Annotated in this window: 17 protein-coding genes and 3 pseudogenes; 7 read left to right on the forward strand and 13 right to left on the reverse strand. The window is 56.4% G+C overall.

Annotated features, from left to right (window positions below; all coding sequences use genetic code 11):
* From DXB00_RS15310 to DXB00_RS15320, 3 genes and pseudogenes are all read right to left on the reverse strand, one after another.
* Nucleotides 1-199: pseudogene (locus DXB00_RS15310) on the reverse strand (acryloyl-CoA reductase electron transfer subunit beta); the annotation flags it as partial.
* Nucleotides 200-218: 19 nt separating this feature from the next.
* Entirely contained in the window at nt 219-1019 is an 801-nt protein-coding gene (gene acrB / locus DXB00_RS15315; protein WP_118361149.1) for an acryloyl-CoA reductase electron transfer subunit gamma, read from the reverse strand.
* A 21-nt stretch (nt 1020-1040) separates the two neighbouring features.
* Nucleotides 1041-2191 (reverse strand): annotated as a pseudogene (locus DXB00_RS15320) (acyl-CoA dehydrogenase).
* A 422-nt stretch (nt 2192-2613) separates the two neighbouring features.
* On the opposite strand from DXB00_RS15320, the pseudogene DXB00_RS18025 reads away from it, so the two are divergent.
* A pseudogene (locus tag DXB00_RS18025) lies at nt 2614-2979 on the forward strand (asparagine synthase (glutamine-hydrolyzing)); the annotation flags it as partial.
* Here the strand turns inward: DXB00_RS18025 and DXB00_RS18030 are convergent.
* A complete protein-coding gene (locus DXB00_RS18030; RefSeq protein WP_330427937.1) occupies nt 2865-3266 on the reverse strand; it encodes a hypothetical protein in 402 nt (133 codons plus the stop codon). The pseudogene DXB00_RS18025 and the gene DXB00_RS18030 sit on opposite strands and share 115 nt — an antisense overlap.
* A 42-nt stretch (nt 3267-3308) precedes the next feature.
* Here DXB00_RS18030 and DXB00_RS18035 point away from each other — a divergent pair, with 42 nt between their 5' ends.
* Nucleotides 3309-4373 (forward strand): asparagine synthetase B family protein, encoded by a 1065-nt coding sequence (locus DXB00_RS18035; protein ID WP_330427938.1) that lies wholly within the window; start codon nt 3309-3311, stop codon nt 4371-4373.
* Nucleotides 4374-4431: 58 nt separating this feature from the next.
* Here DXB00_RS18035 and DXB00_RS15330 read toward each other — a convergent pair whose 3' ends face one another.
* Complete coding sequence (locus DXB00_RS15330; protein ID WP_118481351.1) at nt 4432-4890, reverse strand: heme-degrading domain-containing protein; 459 nt, start codon at nt 4888-4890, stop codon at nt 4432-4434.
* 89 nt (nt 4891-4979) lie between these two features.
* Between DXB00_RS15330 and DXB00_RS15335 the strand changes: the two genes are divergently transcribed.
* Genes DXB00_RS15335 through DXB00_RS15345 form a run of 3 tightly spaced genes read left to right on the forward strand, consistent with a single transcriptional unit; the run spans nt 4980 to nt 7416 of the window.
* The gene (locus DXB00_RS15335; RefSeq protein WP_117489129.1) at nt 4980-5408 is read left to right on the forward strand and encodes a carboxypeptidase regulatory-like domain-containing protein; all 429 of its coding nucleotides are present in this window, start codon (nt 4980-4982) and stop codon (nt 5406-5408) included.
* Nucleotides 5409-5460: 52 nt separating this feature from the next.
* On the forward strand, nt 5461-6846 hold the full coding sequence (locus DXB00_RS15340; RefSeq protein WP_243107250.1) for a peptidoglycan-binding protein: 1386 nt from the start codon (nt 5461-5463) through the stop codon (nt 6844-6846).
* A complete protein-coding gene (locus DXB00_RS15345) occupies nt 6847-7416 on the forward strand; it encodes a peptidoglycan-binding domain-containing protein (protein WP_119215143.1) in 570 nt (189 codons plus the stop codon).
* A 46-nt stretch (nt 7417-7462) separates the two neighbouring features.
* On the opposite strand, the gene DXB00_RS15350 is transcribed toward DXB00_RS15345, so the two are convergent.
* The 6 genes from DXB00_RS15350 to DXB00_RS15375 form a co-directional block, all read right to left on the reverse strand.
* Nucleotides 7463-8242, reverse strand: coding sequence for an ABC transporter ATP-binding protein (locus DXB00_RS15350; protein ID WP_110435947.1), 780 nt, complete (start codon nt 8240-8242; stop codon nt 7463-7465).
* A gap of 1 nt (nt 8243) precedes the next feature.
* The gene (locus DXB00_RS15355; RefSeq protein WP_118481349.1) at nt 8244-9185 is read right to left on the reverse strand and encodes an ABC transporter permease; all 942 of its coding nucleotides are present in this window, start codon (nt 9183-9185) and stop codon (nt 8244-8246) included.
* A gap of 194 nt (nt 9186-9379) precedes the next feature.
* Nucleotides 9380-10546 carry a cation diffusion facilitator family transporter gene (locus tag DXB00_RS15360; RefSeq protein WP_118730400.1) on the reverse strand — a complete coding sequence of 389 codons (1167 nt, stop codon included), beginning with the start codon at nt 10544-10546 and terminating at the stop codon, nt 9380-9382.
* Complete coding sequence (locus DXB00_RS17545; protein ID WP_243107251.1) at nt 10543-10827, reverse strand: DUF1294 domain-containing protein; 285 nt, start codon at nt 10825-10827, stop codon at nt 10543-10545. The genes DXB00_RS15360 and DXB00_RS17545 overlap by 4 nt, the downstream gene beginning before the upstream one ends.
* A 190-nt stretch (nt 10828-11017) precedes the next feature.
* Complete coding sequence (locus DXB00_RS15370) at nt 11018-11956, reverse strand: zinc dependent phospholipase C family protein (protein WP_118730398.1); 939 nt, start codon at nt 11954-11956, stop codon at nt 11018-11020.
* A 356-nt stretch (nt 11957-12312) separates the two neighbouring features.
* Complete coding sequence (locus DXB00_RS15375) at nt 12313-12897, reverse strand: ECF transporter S component (protein WP_118730397.1); 585 nt, start codon at nt 12895-12897, stop codon at nt 12313-12315.
* Nucleotides 12898-13041: 144 nt separating this feature from the next.
* On the opposite strand from DXB00_RS15375, the gene spoVAC reads away from it, so the two are divergent.
* Nucleotides 13042-13491 (forward strand): stage V sporulation protein AC, encoded by a 450-nt coding sequence (gene spoVAC / locus DXB00_RS15380; protein ID WP_117489141.1) that lies wholly within the window; start codon nt 13042-13044, stop codon nt 13489-13491.
* On the forward strand, nt 13488-14366 hold the full coding sequence (locus DXB00_RS15385) for a hypothetical protein (RefSeq protein ID WP_118730396.1): 879 nt from the start codon (nt 13488-13490) through the stop codon (nt 14364-14366). The genes spoVAC and DXB00_RS15385 overlap by 4 nt, the downstream gene beginning before the upstream one ends.
* On the opposite strand, the gene DXB00_RS16230 is transcribed toward DXB00_RS15385, so the two are convergent.
* The gene (locus tag DXB00_RS16230) at nt 14307-14630 is read right to left on the reverse strand and encodes a hypothetical protein (protein WP_118730395.1); all 324 of its coding nucleotides are present in this window, start codon (nt 14628-14630) and stop codon (nt 14307-14309) included. The two genes, DXB00_RS15385 and DXB00_RS16230, sit on opposite strands and share 60 nt — an antisense overlap.
* 197 nt (nt 14631-14827) lie before the next feature.
* Complete coding sequence (gene gltA, locus DXB00_RS15390; protein WP_118730394.1) at nt 14828-16222, reverse strand: NADPH-dependent glutamate synthase; 1395 nt, start codon at nt 16220-16222, stop codon at nt 14828-14830.
* Nucleotides 16223-16311: the final 89 nt, after the last annotated feature.

Genomic DNA, 16311 nt, shown 5'->3' on the forward strand with positions numbered 1-16311 from the left:
CCCAGTTCCTTTGCCATCTTCTCGCCTACGCCCTTGCCGCCAAGCAGCAGGCCGCAAACTTCAGTGCCCATGTCGTCTGCCAGCTTGCGTGCTCAGAGATCAGCTCGAGCACGGTCGGCTGCAGCTCGCCCTGGCGCTGCTCACAGAATACCCATACGCCGGAGAAATCGGCGAGGTTGGTGTTATTAAAATCAGCCATTGTTCTGTTCTCCTTTCAATCAGATAATATGCTTCTTCAGCAGTTCAGCCGCCAGAGTCTCACAGGTAGCCTTGTCAGCGCCCTCGAGCATCTTGCCCTGACCCTTCTGCGGGGGAGTGAAAGACTTGAAGATATTGGTGGGAGAACCCTTCAGACCAATGGTGGTCGGATCGATCAGCGGATCGTCCTTCAGGGTGTTGTAGTCATATACGGAAACCGGAGCGGAGTAGCAGTCCATGATGCCGCCGAGGGACATGTAACGGGGCTCGTTCAGCTCCTTGATGCAGGTCAGCAGGCACGGGGTCTGGGTCTCGATGGTCATGTGGCCGTCCTCGAGCATACGCTTAACAACAACCTTGTCGCCATCCTTCTCGATGCCGGCAACATAGGAAACCTGCGGGATGTCCAGCTTCTCAGCGATCTGAGAGCCAACCTGAGCGGTATCACCGTCGATAGCCTGACGGCCGCAGAATACGATGTCGTCCTTCTCCAAGCCAACCTTCTTAACAGCAGCAGCCAGGATCTGGGAAGTAGCAAAGGTATCGGAACCGCCGAACTCACGAGCGGAAACCAGAACGCCTTCATCAGCGCCACGAGCGATCAGCTCACGCAGCATGCCCTCTGCCGGGGGAGGACCCATGGTGATAACAACGACCTTGCAGCCGGTAGCGTCCTTCAGCTTCAGAGCAGCCTCTACAGCGTTCAGGTCGTCCGGGTTGGTGATGGTCTGCATGGATGCACGATTCAGGGTGCCATCGGGATTAACAGCAACCTTACCGGAGGTATCCGGAACCTGCTTTACACAAACAATTGCCTTCATAGTTCAGTTTTCCTCCTTTTCTTAGCGCAGAACCTGACCAGCGATGACCATTCTCTGAACCTGAGAAGTGCCCTCGTAGATCTCGGTGATCTTAGCGTCACGCATCATGCGCTCCATCGGGTACTCACGGATGTAACCGTAGCCGCCGTAGATCTGTACGCACTTGGTGGTAACGTCCATTGCAACCTCAGAAGCGTACAGCTTAGCCATAGCAGCTCCTTGGTGAACGGCAGGCCAACATCGTGGTTGAATGCAGCACGGCGAACCAGCAGACGAGCAGCGTCGATCTGGGTTGCCATGTCAGCTACCATCCACTGCAGGCCCTGGAACTTATCAAGGGTCTTGCCGAACTGTACGCGCTCCTTCATGTACTGGATAGCCTTATCCAGAGCGCCCTGCGCGATACCCAGTGCCTGAGAAGCGATACCGATACGGCCGCCGTCCAGGGTCATCATAGCGATCTTGAAGCCGCCGTTCTCCTTGCCCAGCAGACGGTCTGCCGGCAGATGAACGTCCTCAAAAATCAGCTCAGCGGTCTGAGAACCACGGATGCCCATCTTGTGCTCGATCTTGCCGATAGAGAAGCCCGGGTCGTCCTTGTCAACGATGAACGCAGAAATGCCCTTGTTGCCCTTAGACTTGTCGGTCATAGCAAATACAACGTAGGTATCTGCACGGCCGCCGCCGGTGATGAACACCTTGGAGCCGTTCATGATGTAGGAGCCGTCCTCCTGCTTAACAGCCATGGTCTGCTGTGCAGCGGAGTCAGTACCTGCGTTCGGCTCGGTCAGGCCGAATGCACCGATCTTGGCGCCTTCCTTCGGCTCGATCAGCGGGCGCAGCCACTTTTCCTTCTGCTCCGGGGTGCCGAAAGCGTAAATCGGCCAAGCACCCAGGGTGCCGTGAGCGGACATAATGCCGCCGGTGGTACCGCATACGCGGCTCATCTCTTCGATAGCGATAGAATAGCAGATATAGTTACCGCCGGAGCCGCCGACTTCCTTCGGGAACTGAATGCCCATCAGGCCGTACTTCATCAGCTTCTGAACGGTTTCCTCCGGATAGCGCTCTTCCGCATCGATCTCAGCTGCGATCGGCTCTACTTCGTTCAGAGCGAACTCGCGGCACATCTTCTGGAACAGTGCTTCTTCTTTTGTAAGCCTAAAATCCATGCCATAAACCTCCCAAAAATAAATAATAGCGGACACGCACAAAAACACAGCGCACACGGTCATTGGCCGCAGCGCCGCGCCCAGCGAGGTCCTTGTTTGGAGCATGTCTATCTCTATTATATCGTTCGGAAACCATTTGTCAAGGATTTAACATTCTTTTTACTGATAAAATCCGCACTCCATTTTTTGTGCGTTTCTGCCAAATGTCGGCAGGAACGAACGCACATTGCACGCAACCCTCATCCTGTTCTGTCGCCGCTTATATTTTTTAGAAGAATTACTATTTTACTTCATATTTTTCACATTTAATACATATAACAGAAGGAAACCATCAATCAGAGGAGGAATCGCCTATGTGTGGTATCGGCGGTTTTGTCGATTATGAACGCGACGCACGCCGCGGCGGACCGATCCTTCACGGAATGAAGCGAACGCTTACGCCGCGCGGGCCGGATGCCGAAGGCACCTATTTTGACGAGGACACAGCGCTTATCCATCGGCGGCTGATCGTCATTGATCCGGAGGGCGGCAAGCAGCCAATGTGCTCTCCCGACAGGAATACTATCCTTATATATAACGGAGAGTTATATAACACACCGGAATTGCGTAGAGAACTTATGTCACGCGGGCACGAGTTTGTCGGACATTCGGACACCGAAGTGCTGCTGCACGCCTATCTCGAGTGGAAAACCGACGCATTTGCGCGGCTGAACGGCATTTTCGCCTTTGCCATCTGGGAGAAACGCGAACGCCGACTGACGCTCTGCCGCGACCGGCTAGGCGTGAAACCGCTGTTTTTCGCTCCCATTCGCAACGGTCTGACCTTTGGTTCGACCATTGACACCGTGCTGTACCATCCGGAGATCGAGCCTGCGCTCGACGAGGATGGTCTGCGCACGCTGCTGCTGCTCGGGCCTGCGCGCCCGCCGGAATCCGGTGTTTTTCGGCAGATTTCCTCACTTGTGCCCGGGCATTTTGCGGTTCTTACGCCGGAGGCTTCACCGATCACACCTACTGGAAGCTCGAGGCGCACGAGCATGAGGACGACCTGCCGACTACCGTCGAGCGCACGCACACGCTCATCTGCGATGCCGCCCGCCGTCAGCTGGTCAGCGATGTGCCGCTGGCGTGTTTCCTGTCCGGCGGACTGGATTCGTCCATCCTGTCCATGCTGGCGGCGAAAGATTACGCGGCCCGCGGCGAAACGCTGCATACCTGGTCGGTGGATTATCGGGACAACGATAAATACTTTACAAAGAGTATATTTCAACCCAATAGTGACGATTCGTATATTGATCAAATGGTGGATTTTCTCGGTACGCACCATCATCGCGTTGTGCTCGAACCGGAGGCACTGTGCGCGGCCCTGCTCCCCGCGACGGATGCGCGTGCGCTGCCCGGCATGGCCGATGTGGACTCCTCCCTGCTGCTGTTCTGTGCTGCCATCAAGCGCGGCGGAACCACCGTTTGCCTGTCCGGCGAGTGCGCCGACGAGTTATTCGGCGGCTATCCGTGGTACCACCGTGAGGAAATTCTGTTTGAAGATACGTTTCCGTGGTCACGGTCGGTCGGTCTGCGGCTGGGTCTGCTCACACCGGATGCCGTTAGAAACGGCGAGGAATTTGTGCACCAGCACTACCGCGACACCTGCGCCCGCGCACCCAGGCTGCCGTCCGATGACAAAAAAGCAGCCCGGATGCGTGAAATGTTCGTGCTCAACCTCGACTGGTTCATGGCGACCCTGCTCGACCGCAAGGACCGCATGAGCATGTACTCCGGTCTTGAGGTGCGCGTGCCCTTCTGCGACCACCGCATTGTCGAGTATGCCTATAATATGCCGTGGGACTTCAAGTCGCTCGAGGGGCGTGAGAAGGGCATCGTGCGCCGCGCATTCGCCGATGAACTGCCCAAAGAGATCGTTTACCGCAAGAAAAGTCCGTATCCGAAAACCTTTCATCCGGTTTATACCCGCTTGTGCGCGGACTATGTCCGCCGTATTTTCGAGGATAACACCTCGGTCACCGCTTCCCTGTTCGACCGGAATGCCGTACAAAAACTCATGCAGCGACCGGAAAGCCTTGCCGAACCGTGGTTCGGACAGCTGATGCGTACGCCGCAGATTTTCGCGTATATCATCCAGCTTGACCGGTGGTTTCGGCATTATCATGTCAAAATAGTATAAAAATAATGGAGAATGAAAAACGATACGTTCATCTTCCATTCTCCATTTAAATGCTCAATTATGCGAAATACTCCGCCAGTGTGTTAATGATAAGCTGATGATCATCCACATGATCCGGATAACCGGAAACGCAGATGGAACCGATCACGCCGGTACCGCGCAGCCGGATCGGGAAACCGCCGCCTGCGGCGTACTCGTTCGGGTCGAGCTTGCGGTCCGCAAAGGTCTCACCTGCGTCCTCCAGCTCTGCGAAAAACCGCAGCGAGGACGTTTCCATCAGGTCAACCGCGTTGCGCTTGCGCGCGAGCCACAGTTCGCTGTCCGGCTTTGCGCCCTCACCGAAGCAGCGGAACACGACCAGACCGTTCACCGTAATCTCAACCGCAACCGGCTGCTCCTTTGCATTTTCATGCAGCTTGAGGCCGATTTTCAGCGCATCCTCGCGCGAAAAATGCTCAAACTGAAACTTCTCCTCCTGCTCTGCACACATGGAGATCATTGTTTTGTAATCCTGCATACTGTCCCCGCCTTTCGAGATTTTGCCGCCTTTGCGGCTGTTACCTTTAGTATATCTGTTTTTCCACCTGCTGACAAGGAGGTTTTTTCATGGCTGAACTGACCGACGGCACCGCCGAGCTGCGTGTACTCGTCACGACCGCGTTAGGCGCACTGCCGCTTGAAAACGCCATCGTTTCCGTCTCCACCGCGCCGGATGATACCGGCATGCGCACGCTGCTTTACTCGGTCACGACCGACTCCGGCGGCATGACGCCGTCCATGATACTGACAACGCCGCCGCGCAGCAACTCGCTGAGTCCGGGCAGCGGTCCGCCGTTTGCGGTCTACACGGTCGAAATCTCCGCCGAGGGCTACACGCCGCTGACCGCGCTGCACATCGCCATGTTCTCCGGCGTGCCGACCATGCTGCCCGTGGCGCTTACACCGCTCGCGGAAAATCAGAGCTTCGCGCAGACCGACCTGACCGCCACCGGTGCGCCGCAGGCACTCGATCCCGAGTTGCCGGAGAATCCGTAAAAGGAGGGATTGCTTTGCCCGAACCCTATGTTCCATACCGGAAACCATCACGGTGCACCTCGGTGCGCCGTCCTCGAATGCGCAGAATATCACCGTACCGTTTGCCGATTACATCAAAAATGTTGCCTCGTCCGAGATTTATCCGACCTGGCCCGAGCAGGCCATCCGCGCCAACGTGTACGCACAAATGTCCTATGTGCTCAACCGTGTGTTCACCGAATGGTACCGCGCGCAAGGCTACGATTTTGATATCACCAATTCCACGCGGTATGACCAGTCCTTTGTGCCCGGACGGGATATTTTCGAGAATATTTCCACCATTGTAGATGATATGATCGGCACTTACCTCACCCGCGGCGACTCGGTCGAGCCGCTGTTCGCGCAGTACTGCAACGGCACGACCGTCACCTGTCCGGGCGGGCTTAGCCAGTGGGGAACCGTGCCGCTGGCCGAGCAGGGACTTTCCGCCGAGCAGATCTTGCAGTCGTTTTACGGCAGCGACATCAATTTCGTCACCGGTGCACCGCTCTCGCCCAACCTCGGCGGGTCGTTCCCCGGCGTGACACTGCGGCTGGGCGACTTTTCCGAGGATGTCCGCACGATTCAAACGCGCCTTAACCGCATTTCGACCAATTTCCCGAACATTCCGAAAATCTATCCCACAGACGGCGTGTTCAACGCAGATACCGAACGCGCCGTGCGGGCGTTCCAGCGGCAATTCAACCTCACCGAGGACGGCCTTGTCGGCCCGGCAACATGGTACCGCATCGCGTTCATTTATAATAATGTCAAGCGCCTGAGCGAGCTCAACAGCGAGGGACTGACCCTCAGTGAGATCTCCCGCCAGTATCCCGAACGGCTGACCGAGGGCATGAGCGGCCCGGGCGTACAGCTTTTGCAGTATTTTCTTGCCATTGTCGGCGAATTTTACGATGCGCTGCCGCGCTGGCAGGCGGGACAGATCGACGGTATTTTCGGTCCGCAGACCCGCGAAGCCGTGGCTGCGTATCAGCGGCTTGTCGGCCTGCCCATCACCGGTGTGGTGGATCGAGAGACGTGGTATGCCCTGCTTTCCACCTACCGGTCCGTGCTGCTCGCCCAGCCTGAGCAGGAGTGGCTCGAGGAATTTATCGGCCTGCCGGAGACCTTTCTTGTAAAGGGCATGCGCGGTGAGGCCGTGCGGCAGGCGCAAACGCTCATCAATATCATCGCCCGCGGCTACGCCGAAGTGCCCGCTGTCACGGTAGACGGCATTTTCGGAGACGCGACCGAGTCCTCGGTGTCAGTCATCCAGTCGCTGCTCGGTCTGCCCACCACGGGCGCTATCGGTCCGCTGACCTGGGAAGGCATGGCCGATCTCGCCGAAAACGTGCTGGTCGGCAGCCAGAGTGCCAGAGGACAGTATCCCGGCTATCCCGTCGGAAAGGAGGGTGCCTGATTGTACACCGACGCACAAAAACGCGGTCATATCTTCGATCTGCAGACCTTTCTGCGGCGTATTCAGCAGGCTGAGGGCAGCGCTGCACCGCTCGTGCCGGACGGCATCTGGGATGCAAAGACTGCCGCTGCTGTGCGCGATTATCAGCAGCAGAACGATATTCCCGTAACCGGAACGGCAGATTTCCGCACATGGACTGCCATTTACACCGCATACGCGCTTCTGCTCGCCGGAGATGCGCTGCCGATGCGGACGGCATTCTTCCCGCCGGAGAGCGACGCCGTACTGAAGGTAGGCACTAAGGGTTCCTCAGTGTACGTTCTGCAGCTGATGCTGAACGAAATCGCCCCGCATTATGATCAAACCACCGCCGTGCCGCTCACCGGCGAATACGATGCGGATACACAGTCCGCTGTCAGGCGTGCGCAGAAAATTTTTCAGCTGCCCGAGACCGGCATTACCGATCGAGCCACATGGCAGGCGCTGACAGGGCTACACAATGCTTTGTTCCGGCGAACGCCGCTCGGTTGGCAAATCAATGGAGAATTGCGATTGGAAAATGAAAAATGAACATAAAAAGACCCCGAAACCATGTTTCGGGGTCTTTCTATTCGCCTTATTCGCTGAGCAGCATACGGTCGCTCTCGATATTGAACTTCTCGAGCAGGTCGCGGACGGTAAGGTTCTTCTTCTCCTCACCGCGGATATCAACGACAACTCGACCGGCATCCATCATAATCAGACGGTTGCCGTACTGGATGGCATTCTTCATGTTATGCGTTACCATCAGTGTGGTGAGGTTGTCGCGTGCGACGATCTCTTCGGTGATCTGCAGCACCTTATCTGCGGTTTTCGGATCGAGCGCTGCGGTATGCTCATCGAGCAGCAGCAGATCCGGCTTGCGCAGGGTGGCCATCAGCAGGGTCAGTGCCTGACGCTGACCGCCGGACAGCAGACCGACCTTACTGGTCATGCGGTTCTCCAGTCCCAGACCGAGCGTTGCCAGCTTTTCACGATACAGCTCGCGTTCCTCGTTCGTAATGCCGGAGCCGAGGCCGCGCTTCTGACCGCGGCGGTATGCCAGCGCCAGATTCTCCTCAATGCCCATGGTAGCGGCAGTACCCATCATCGGATCCTGAAATACGCGGCCGAGGAAACGCGCGCGCTTATGCTCGGGCAGATTGGTCAGGTCGTAGCCGTTCAGATGAATCATGCCCGCATCCACCGGATACACGCCTGCGATCAGGTTCAGCGTGGTGGACTTGCCTGCGCCGTTGCCGCCGATGATGGTAACAAAATCGCCGTCCTCAAGGGTCAGGTTCAGGTTGTCAATGGCACGCTTTTCGTTTACCGTGCCCGCGTTGAAGGTCTTGTAAATCCCTTTGAGCTGCAGCATGTTACTTGGCCTCCTTCGCATCAGTCTTTGCGGCACTCTTGGCTGCACCGCGGAAATACTTGCCCTTCCAGTACGGAACAGCAAGGAAGATTGCAACGACGAAAGCCGAGATCAGCTTCAGGTCGTTGGTGTTCAGGCCGAGATTGAGGACCACCTGAATAACCAGATAGTACACAACCGCACCGAGCGATACGCCGAGCAGACGCAGCGCAAAGTTGCGGAAAATACGGCTGAACAGCACCTCACCGATGATGACAGCGGCAAGGCCGATAACGATAGCGCCACGGCCGGCGTTGACATCCGCGAAGCCCTGATACTGGCAGTACAGCGCACTTGCCAGCGCAACCAGACCGTTGGACAGCATCAGGCCGAGCACCTTGACAAAATCAACATTGATGCCCTGTGCACGGCTCATGTTCGGGTTTGCGCCGGTCGCACGGATGGAGCAGCCGAGCGCCGTACCGAAGAACCAGTACAGCAGCGCGATAACCACAATCGTAAAGACAGCCGCAACGAAAATCGGATTTTCGATAGTCAGCTTCTTGACGTTGCGCAGCGATACAAGCAGCTTGTAGTTGTCCGGATTGATCGCTACATTTGCTTTTTTGTCCATAATGCGCAGGTTAATGGAGAACAGCGCCAGCTGTGTCAAAATACCGGCCAGAATCGCCGGAATACCCATACAGGTATGCAGAATACCGGTAATAAGTCCGGCCAGCATGCCGGCAAGGAAAGCGCACAGCATTGCCACCCATACATTCGCGCCGTGCGTCATCATAACGATGCACACCGCACCGCCGGTCGCCATCGTACCATCGACGGTCAGGTCGGCCAGATCGAGCACCTTAAAGGTGATGAATACGCCGATCGCCATCAGTCCCCAGATCAAACCCTGCGCCACTGCACCGGGAAGTGCGGAAAGCAGGCCCGAGAAAAAGCTCACTTAAATTCCCCCAAACAATAATGTTATCTGATAAAGCGTAAAAACGCTATCTCCATTATAGCAAATTTCCGGGGTATTGCAATGATAACTTGCCGTTTCCGCGGATTATTTTGTTCCCTACCGTTTTTCTATGCTATTTTTAGCAGAAAAAGGAGATGCGAAAGCACCTCCTTTTTCTGCCTATTATTTTCTTATCACATCTGATGATCGAGCGTTACAACCGGATTATAGCGCGAGTCAATCGCTTTCAGGCTGTCATAGATCTTCATCAGCAGGTCGCGTTTGGCATCCTCATCATAGGAAAACGGCACAACAACGTCGAAAATCAGGTTGATCTGGCGTTTGCCGTCCACTACGCGGAAGTCGTGCATGGTAAGCTGTCCGTCGATCTGACGGAGCACGCCGTCGGTCTGCTCACGCAGCGCGTTGACATACGCATTATTGATATCGATCGGATCCATGTGAATGACCAGATACACACCGGTCTGCTGCCAGACACGTTTTTCAGCCTCGTCGATTTCCTCGTGCACAGCCACAAAGTCCGAGTCGCTCGGCACTTCGGCATGCAGCGACGCAATCGAGCGTCCTGCGCCGTAGTTGTGGATGATCATATCGTGTACGCCGACAATATAGTCAGATTCCATTACAATCCGCCGGATATTGCGGGCAACCACCGGATCGGCGGCTTCGCCGAGCAGCGGCGCAACCGTATCCTTCGCAATGCCGATGCCCGACCAGAGGATGAACGCGGCAACGGCAACACCCACATATCCGTCCACCGGCAGCGTAGTAAACCGACTGGCTACCATGCCGAGTACAACAACAGCCGTAGTAACAACATCATTGCGGCTGTCCTGACCGGCCGCCATCAGCACCGGAGAATCGATTCTGCGGCCGATATTGATGTTGAATGCGCCCATCCACAGCTTAACCAGCATGGATACGGCAAGAATTCCCATCAGCACCGCCGAGAACGCTACGGCAGCCGGATGCAGAATGCGATCGAGCGAGGTTTTAAAGAACTCGAAGCCGACCAGAATGATGATGAACGAGACGATCAGTCCCGCGATGTACTCGGTACGTCCGTAGCCGAACGGGTGCTTCGCATCCGGCTCCTTGCCGGAAACCTTGAAGCCGACAATGGAAATCAGGCAGGACAGACCGTCCGACAGGTTGTTGAATGCGTCCGCCGCGATGGAAATCGACCCTGTAAGCAGACCAATGATCAGCTTGAGTGCAAACAGGAACAGGTTGCATGCCAGTCCGACCGCGCCGGACAGCACGCCGAATTTTTCACGCACCTGCGAATCGCCGGTGTTTTCCGCATCGCGGATGAAAATATGGATAAGTGCGTTTGTCATAGCAGTCCCTTCGTATACAAAATGTTATAAATACCAACAATAATTGCTCCCTGTAGAACCATAATTGCCGGTATGCCGAGCATGAAAATATGGTGCAGGGTCTTGTGACGGATGATGAGCATGGTGGCGTACACGCCCGGCCCGCCGCCAATCAGCGCCCAGAAAAACAGCGTGCGCTCGGGCACACGCCTCCAGCCGCGAGCCGCGGCGAGCTTATCGTAAATACAGACAATCGCGCCGATGACGCTGACTGCAATAAAATAGTACAGCACATACTGCACGGTCGCTGCACCTCCTTTCGGATTTCCTACAATTTTACCACAGGCATTGCCGTATTGCAAAGAAATCAGGCCAAAAATAGCCGTGACTAACAGAAAAGTAGCGGTGTCTAACACAAAAGACGCCTTTTCAGGCGCCTTTTGTCTTTTACCGTCTTTTCTGTTGCAATCGCAATGACAAATGAAAATGCACTCACATTTCATTTTCCATTATCAATTTTTTCGGGTTGCCGCTATCGAACGGCTCATCAAAGTGATAGTGCATCAGCCAGCCTGCGTCAAACTGCGCGGCATACTGTCCGGCGAGCGAGGCGGCACGAATACGCGCCAGACCGAACAGCTCCGGAACGGAATCCGTGCGGGTTTCGTCCGGTTTCCACAGGTTATGCCACGGCTGATGAGCCAGATTGAGCGCATCCCACACCGGACGCTCGAGCTTCATGTGACCGGTGAGCAGGGCGCCTCGACCGAGCAAGGCTTCCGCCTTTTTCGCTCCGCGATAGACGGCGCGGCTCTCCGAATAGAGAAAACTCTCCCACGAGGTCATTTCCACGAATGAACGACGCAGATCATGCGTGGAAACGTCCGCTCCGTACACGGTTTTGAGCACCGCGTGCAGCACAACCGACAGCACCGCCTGCTCGATCGGTGACAGCTGATAGCGTTCCTCCGGATCGAACTCGGTGATGGGGCGATGGCATGCGCGTTCGTAGATCAGATAGTCAATGTCACTTTCAATGCGGCTGTGCACCGCCGATGCGGACAGCTTTGAATTTTCAGCACAGAACCGCACCTGTTGGCAGTAAACATAGGGATGAATCTCGCTGTCGAGCGCATAATGGCACACGAAGCCGTAGAAATACGCCGCTGCGATCTCCTGCGCGTCACCGCTCAGGTCGCGCACCGCACGCGAGAGCGCCGCAAACAGCTCGTCCGTTTTCTCCGAGTGCATGCGGTTGCCCAGCTTGTGCAGCGGACTGCCGAACAGGATTTTCCGGTAAAACAGCGGGTCCGGTCCCTGACAGCCCCAGAAAAAGCACGCCGGACGGCATGCCGCTGCCCGCTGCGCCGGTGCGGGAAACACCGTCAGTGCCTGCCTGCCGAATAGATGATGCGATACAAAATCCGCCATACTGTTTTCCTCCTCGCTGTGCTTTTCTTTAGATGATTACAGGCAATACCGCATAATTGAACAAGAGTGATTTGCGAGTAAATTTTGCGTACTGACGAGGCACAGTTTTGCGGTAATACTTGATGTATTACCGTGAAACTTCGGCAGCGCGGACGGAACTCGCGCAAGGAACCGAAATCAAAGTCAGAACACGAAATTTCCGCAAAGCACCGCGGCAGCGCGACCGGAGCCTGCGCAAGGAGCCGCCGCTTTAATTGTGCGGTGTTGCCTACAGTATACCACGAAATCCGACTTTCTGCAAAGCATGGAAAACGCGCCTGCCGATAACCGACAGGCGCGTTTCTCAACGGATTTGCTTACTTTTCTGCTATATGGCGGCCGAACGAGGTCGAATTCATCGCCTTCTGCAGCGCCGGCAGAAGCGCCATTGCAACAACTACCGCGATAATGATATTCGGAGGCGAGGTCATCAGCTTCGGAATATTGGCCACAAAAGCCGGAACCAGAGCACTGCCGCCAATCATCAGCTCAATAATGCCCTTGAGCATGTACAGCAGCGACGAGAACACCGCACCTGCAAGGCACGCCACGAGGTTGCGCGCAAATTTCTTTGCGGCCGCAGCACCGGCGTAAGCGATCACGCCGCACAGCCATGCCATCAGGAAGAAACGCACGAAGGTGATCCACGCCTCCGGTGCGTACTCCGGCGTCATCAGGTCGAAGATCATCGAGCCGATACCGGCTGCAAGACCGCCGCGAACCGGTCCGAGCAGCAGGCCGCACAGCAGCACGAACGCGTTTGCGAGCTTGATCATGGTGGTGCCTGTCGGCGTCGGAATGCGAATGGACAGGAACATGGTAACAACGAATACCACTGCCGCCATCAGACCGATCATCACGATGTCGTACAGCGAAAACGCTTTTTTCTTGGATTCCATCATAAATCCCCCTGATCTGATATGTTTTATTTATCATACCGCGAATATGGTCTGTCGAAAATGGTCAGTTCGCATTTATTTTACAGGGTCAGATGGATAATCCCGGAACGGCTGGGCAAACTACGCGTACAGAAAGGGGAACCTTGCATGAAACTGGATAAACAAACCTATCAACAGCTGCTCGAACGCAAAAGCCCGAATTCGCCGCTGTGGCGCGACTGCCTGCTGGCGTTTCTCATCGGCGGTGCGATCTGCACAGCCGGCGAGGGTGTGCGGCAGCTGTGGCTCTCCCGCGGACTGGATACCGAAGACACAGCCGCCGCAACCGCCATCACGATGGTGTTTCTCGGTGCCCTGCTCACCTGCCTGCACTTGTACGAAAAGCTTGCAAAATATGCGGGAGCAGGCACGATTGTACCGATCACCGGCTTTGCAAACGCCATTGTTTCTCCGGCGATGGAGTTCAAAAGCGAGGGACTTATCCTCGGTCTGGGTGCAAAGCTGTTCGTTATCGCGGGACCGGTGCTGGTGTACGGCATTTCGGCAAGCGTCATCTACGGTCTCATTCTGTTTTTGACTGGAGGCGGTTCGGTATGATAAAGCGCATCGGCAAGCGCACGCTTGCGCTCGAAAACCGGCCGTATCTGCTCGGACACGCGGCGGCAGTCGGCAAAAAAGAGGGCGAAGGCCCGCTCGGTGAGCGGTTTGACTATGTGGCGAAGAATGACCGGATGGGACAGCGCTCGTGGGAGCTGGCGGAGAGCGAACTGCAAAAGACCGCCATCCGGCTTGCGCTGCGCAAGGCCACCCTGCCCGAGCGTTCGCTCGACCTGATCCTTGCAGGCGACCTGCTCAACCAGTGCATCGGCTCGTTTTTAGCGTCCATGCACGCGAATGTGCCCTATCTCGGACAGTACGGTGCATGCTCGACGATGGCACAGGGTCTTGCGCTCGGCGGCTGTCTGGTCGAGAGCGGCGCGGCAGACCGCCTGCTTGCGGCAGCATCCTCGCATTTCTGCTCGGCGGAGCGGCAGTACCGTTTTCCGCTGGCCTACGGCGGGCAGCGCACACCAACCGCACAATGGACGACTACTGCGGCAGGCGCGGCTATTCTCGGCAGTGCGCCGGTGCCGAACGGCGCGGAGCCGTGCGATGTGCGCGTGACGCATGTTCTGTTCGGCAAAATGGTCGAAATGGGCGTCAAGGACGCGGCCAACATGGGTGCGGCGATGGCGCCCGAAGATGTGAATTTAGACCCATACATTTTTCGGCGCGCTGAGCGCTGTGTTTTGCACAAAACCTGCTGTTATCAGAACCATTCACTGGTATTCCCGTCCGAACGAACAAAAACAGACAATCCCCCTGATACCGGGCCGGCATCAAGGGGGATTTTATCTGCGCACATGCTTTTCTTATCCAAACACCGCAGAGGCGAGCGGATAGACCACAACAAGACAGGCCGCAAGGGATAGCACAAGGAACACGAGGTTCGCCTTGAGCACACCGCGGACCGTCACATGCCCCGGTCCGAAGATGAGCGGTGCCGGTGTGCACGCGGACGGCGTCAGAGATGCCATAGATGCTGCGACACCGATGACAGCGGCGAACGCTCCCAGATGCATGTTGGAACCGGAGAGCAGCGCCAGACCGATATTGAAGAACAGCACCATCGTCACCACATTAGAGAGGAAATTTGTCATGATGAGTGCCGCAATCGCGAGCAGTTCGAGCAGCACTGGACTTTGTATTGAGCAGCACTCTCGTCCGTCCCTATACGGCCTGCTATATGATTTCTGTTCGTCGGTTTTGGAGTTTTCCGTCAGTTTTTGGCTGGCACCCGGCTTACTTGTCGCTGCTATATCGAACGCACTGCAAAAACCAGGTTGCGGCTTAATGCACAACCTGGTTTTTCTTTCCTCATATCAAGCAAAAATTACTTGTTCTTATTCTTGATGTACTCGTCCATCGCAGCCGCAGCGCGCTTGCCGGCGCCCATTGCGAGGATAACGGTAGCCGCACCGGTAACAGCGTCACCGCCGGCGAATACGCCGTCCTTGGAGGTGATGCCGTGCTCGTCATCAGCCACGATGCAGCCCTTGCGGTTGGTTTCCAGACCCGGCGTGGTGTGACGGATCAGCGGGTTCGGGCTGGTGCCGATCGCCGCGATGACACAATCGAGGTCGAGTACAAACTCACTGCCCTCAACCGGAATCGGACGGCGGCGGCCGGATGCGTCAGGCTCACCCAGCTCCATCTGCTGGCACTTGAGGCCGGTGACGTTGAAGTTCTCGTCAGACAGCACTTCGAGCGGCGCGGTCAGGAACTTGAATACAACGCCCTCTTCCTTCGCGTGGTGAATCTCCTCGAGACGAGCCGGAAGCTCCTTCTCGGAACGGCGGTAAACAATGTAAACCTCGTCTGCGCCCATGCGCTTTGCACAGCGGGCAGCGTCCATTGCTACGTTGCCGCCGCCGACAACAGCGACCTTCTTGGCGTGGTAGATCGGGGTGTCCGCGTTTTCCTTGTATGCCTTCATCAGATTGATGCGGGTCAGGTACTCGTTTGCGGAGTAAACGCCGTTTGCGTTCTCGCCCGGAACGCCGATAAAGGTCGGCAGACCGGCACCGGAGCCAACGAAAATTGCTTCAAAACCGTCACCGAACAGCTCGTCGATGGTCTCAGAACGGCCTACAACAAAGTTCAGCACGAACGCAACACCGAGATCCTTCAGCGTGTCGATCTCCTTCTGCACGATAGCCTTGGGCAGACGGAACTCCGGAATGCCGTACATCAGAACGCCGCCTGCGGTGTGCAGCGCCTCGAAAACGGTAACCTCATAACCCATGCGAGCCAGATCGCCTGCGCAGGTCAGACCGGCCGGACCTGCACCAACGATGGCAACCTTGTGACCGTTGGATTCCGGCTTGACAGCCTTCTCGGTGCTGTTTTCGCGCGCATAGTCCGCAACGAAGCGCTCCAGACGGCCGATGGCTACCGGCTCGCCCTTGATGCCACGGACACAGTGACACTCGCACTGGCTCTCCTGCGGGCATACACGGCCGCAGACAGCGGGCAGAGCGGAGGTTTCCTTGATCTTCGCAGCCGCCTCGAGGAACTTACCCTCTGCAACCAGAGAGATGAACTCCGGAATCTTGACCTGTACCGGACAGCCGGTCATGCAGGGCTTGTTCTTGCAGTTCAGGCAGCGCTGTGCTTCCTCGATCGCCATTTCAGCGGTATAGCCGAGCGTTACCTCTTCAAAGTTCTTATTGCGGACGTCCGGCGCCTGCTCGGGCATCGGGCACTTGTTCGGATTCATATTCGGCATGATTACTTGACCTCCTTCTTGAACAGATTGCAATGCTCCTCGCGGCGCTCTACCGCCGCGCGCTCCTGTGCCTTGTACATGGCACCGCG

Source organism: Butyricicoccus sp. OF10-2, from assembly GCF_003481925.1.
GTDB classification, from domain to species: Bacteria; Bacillota; Clostridia; order Oscillospirales; family Butyricicoccaceae; genus Agathobaculum; species Agathobaculum butyriciproducens.

Excerpts from the sequence above, each read along its gene's own strand:
- acrB (WP_118361149.1), bottom strand. The coding sequence starts at position 1,019 with ATGAAGGCAATTGTTTGTGTAAAGCAGGTTCCGGATACCTCCGGTAAG.
- DXB00_RS15330 (WP_118481351.1), bottom strand. The coding sequence starts at position 4,890 with ATGCAGGATTACAAAACAATGATCTCCATGTGTGCAGAGCAGGAGGAG.
- DXB00_RS15335 (WP_117489129.1), top strand. The coding sequence starts at position 4,980 with ATGGCTGAACTGACCGACGGCACCGCCGAGCTGCGTGTACTCGTCACG.
- DXB00_RS15350 (WP_110435947.1), bottom strand. The coding sequence starts at position 8,242 with ATGCTGCAGCTCAAAGGGATTTACAAGACCTTCAACGCGGGCACGGTA.
- DXB00_RS15360 (WP_118730400.1), bottom strand. The coding sequence starts at position 10,546 with ATGACAAACGCACTTATCCATATTTTCATCCGCGATGCGGAAAACACC.
- DXB00_RS15370 (WP_118730398.1), bottom strand. The coding sequence starts at position 11,956 with ATGGCGGATTTTGTATCGCATCATCTATTCGGCAGGCAGGCACTGACG.
- DXB00_RS15375 (WP_118730397.1), bottom strand. The coding sequence starts at position 12,897 with ATGATGGAATCCAAGAAAAAAGCGTTTTCGCTGTACGACATCGTGATG.
- spoVAC (WP_117489141.1), top strand. The coding sequence starts at position 13,042 with ATGAAACTGGATAAACAAACCTATCAACAGCTGCTCGAACGCAAAAGC.
- DXB00_RS15385 (WP_118730396.1), top strand. The coding sequence starts at position 13,488 with ATGATAAAGCGCATCGGCAAGCGCACGCTTGCGCTCGAAAACCGGCCG.
- gltA (WP_118730394.1), bottom strand. The coding sequence starts at position 16,222 with ATGCCGAATATGAATCCGAACAAGTGCCCGATGCCCGAGCAGGCGCCG.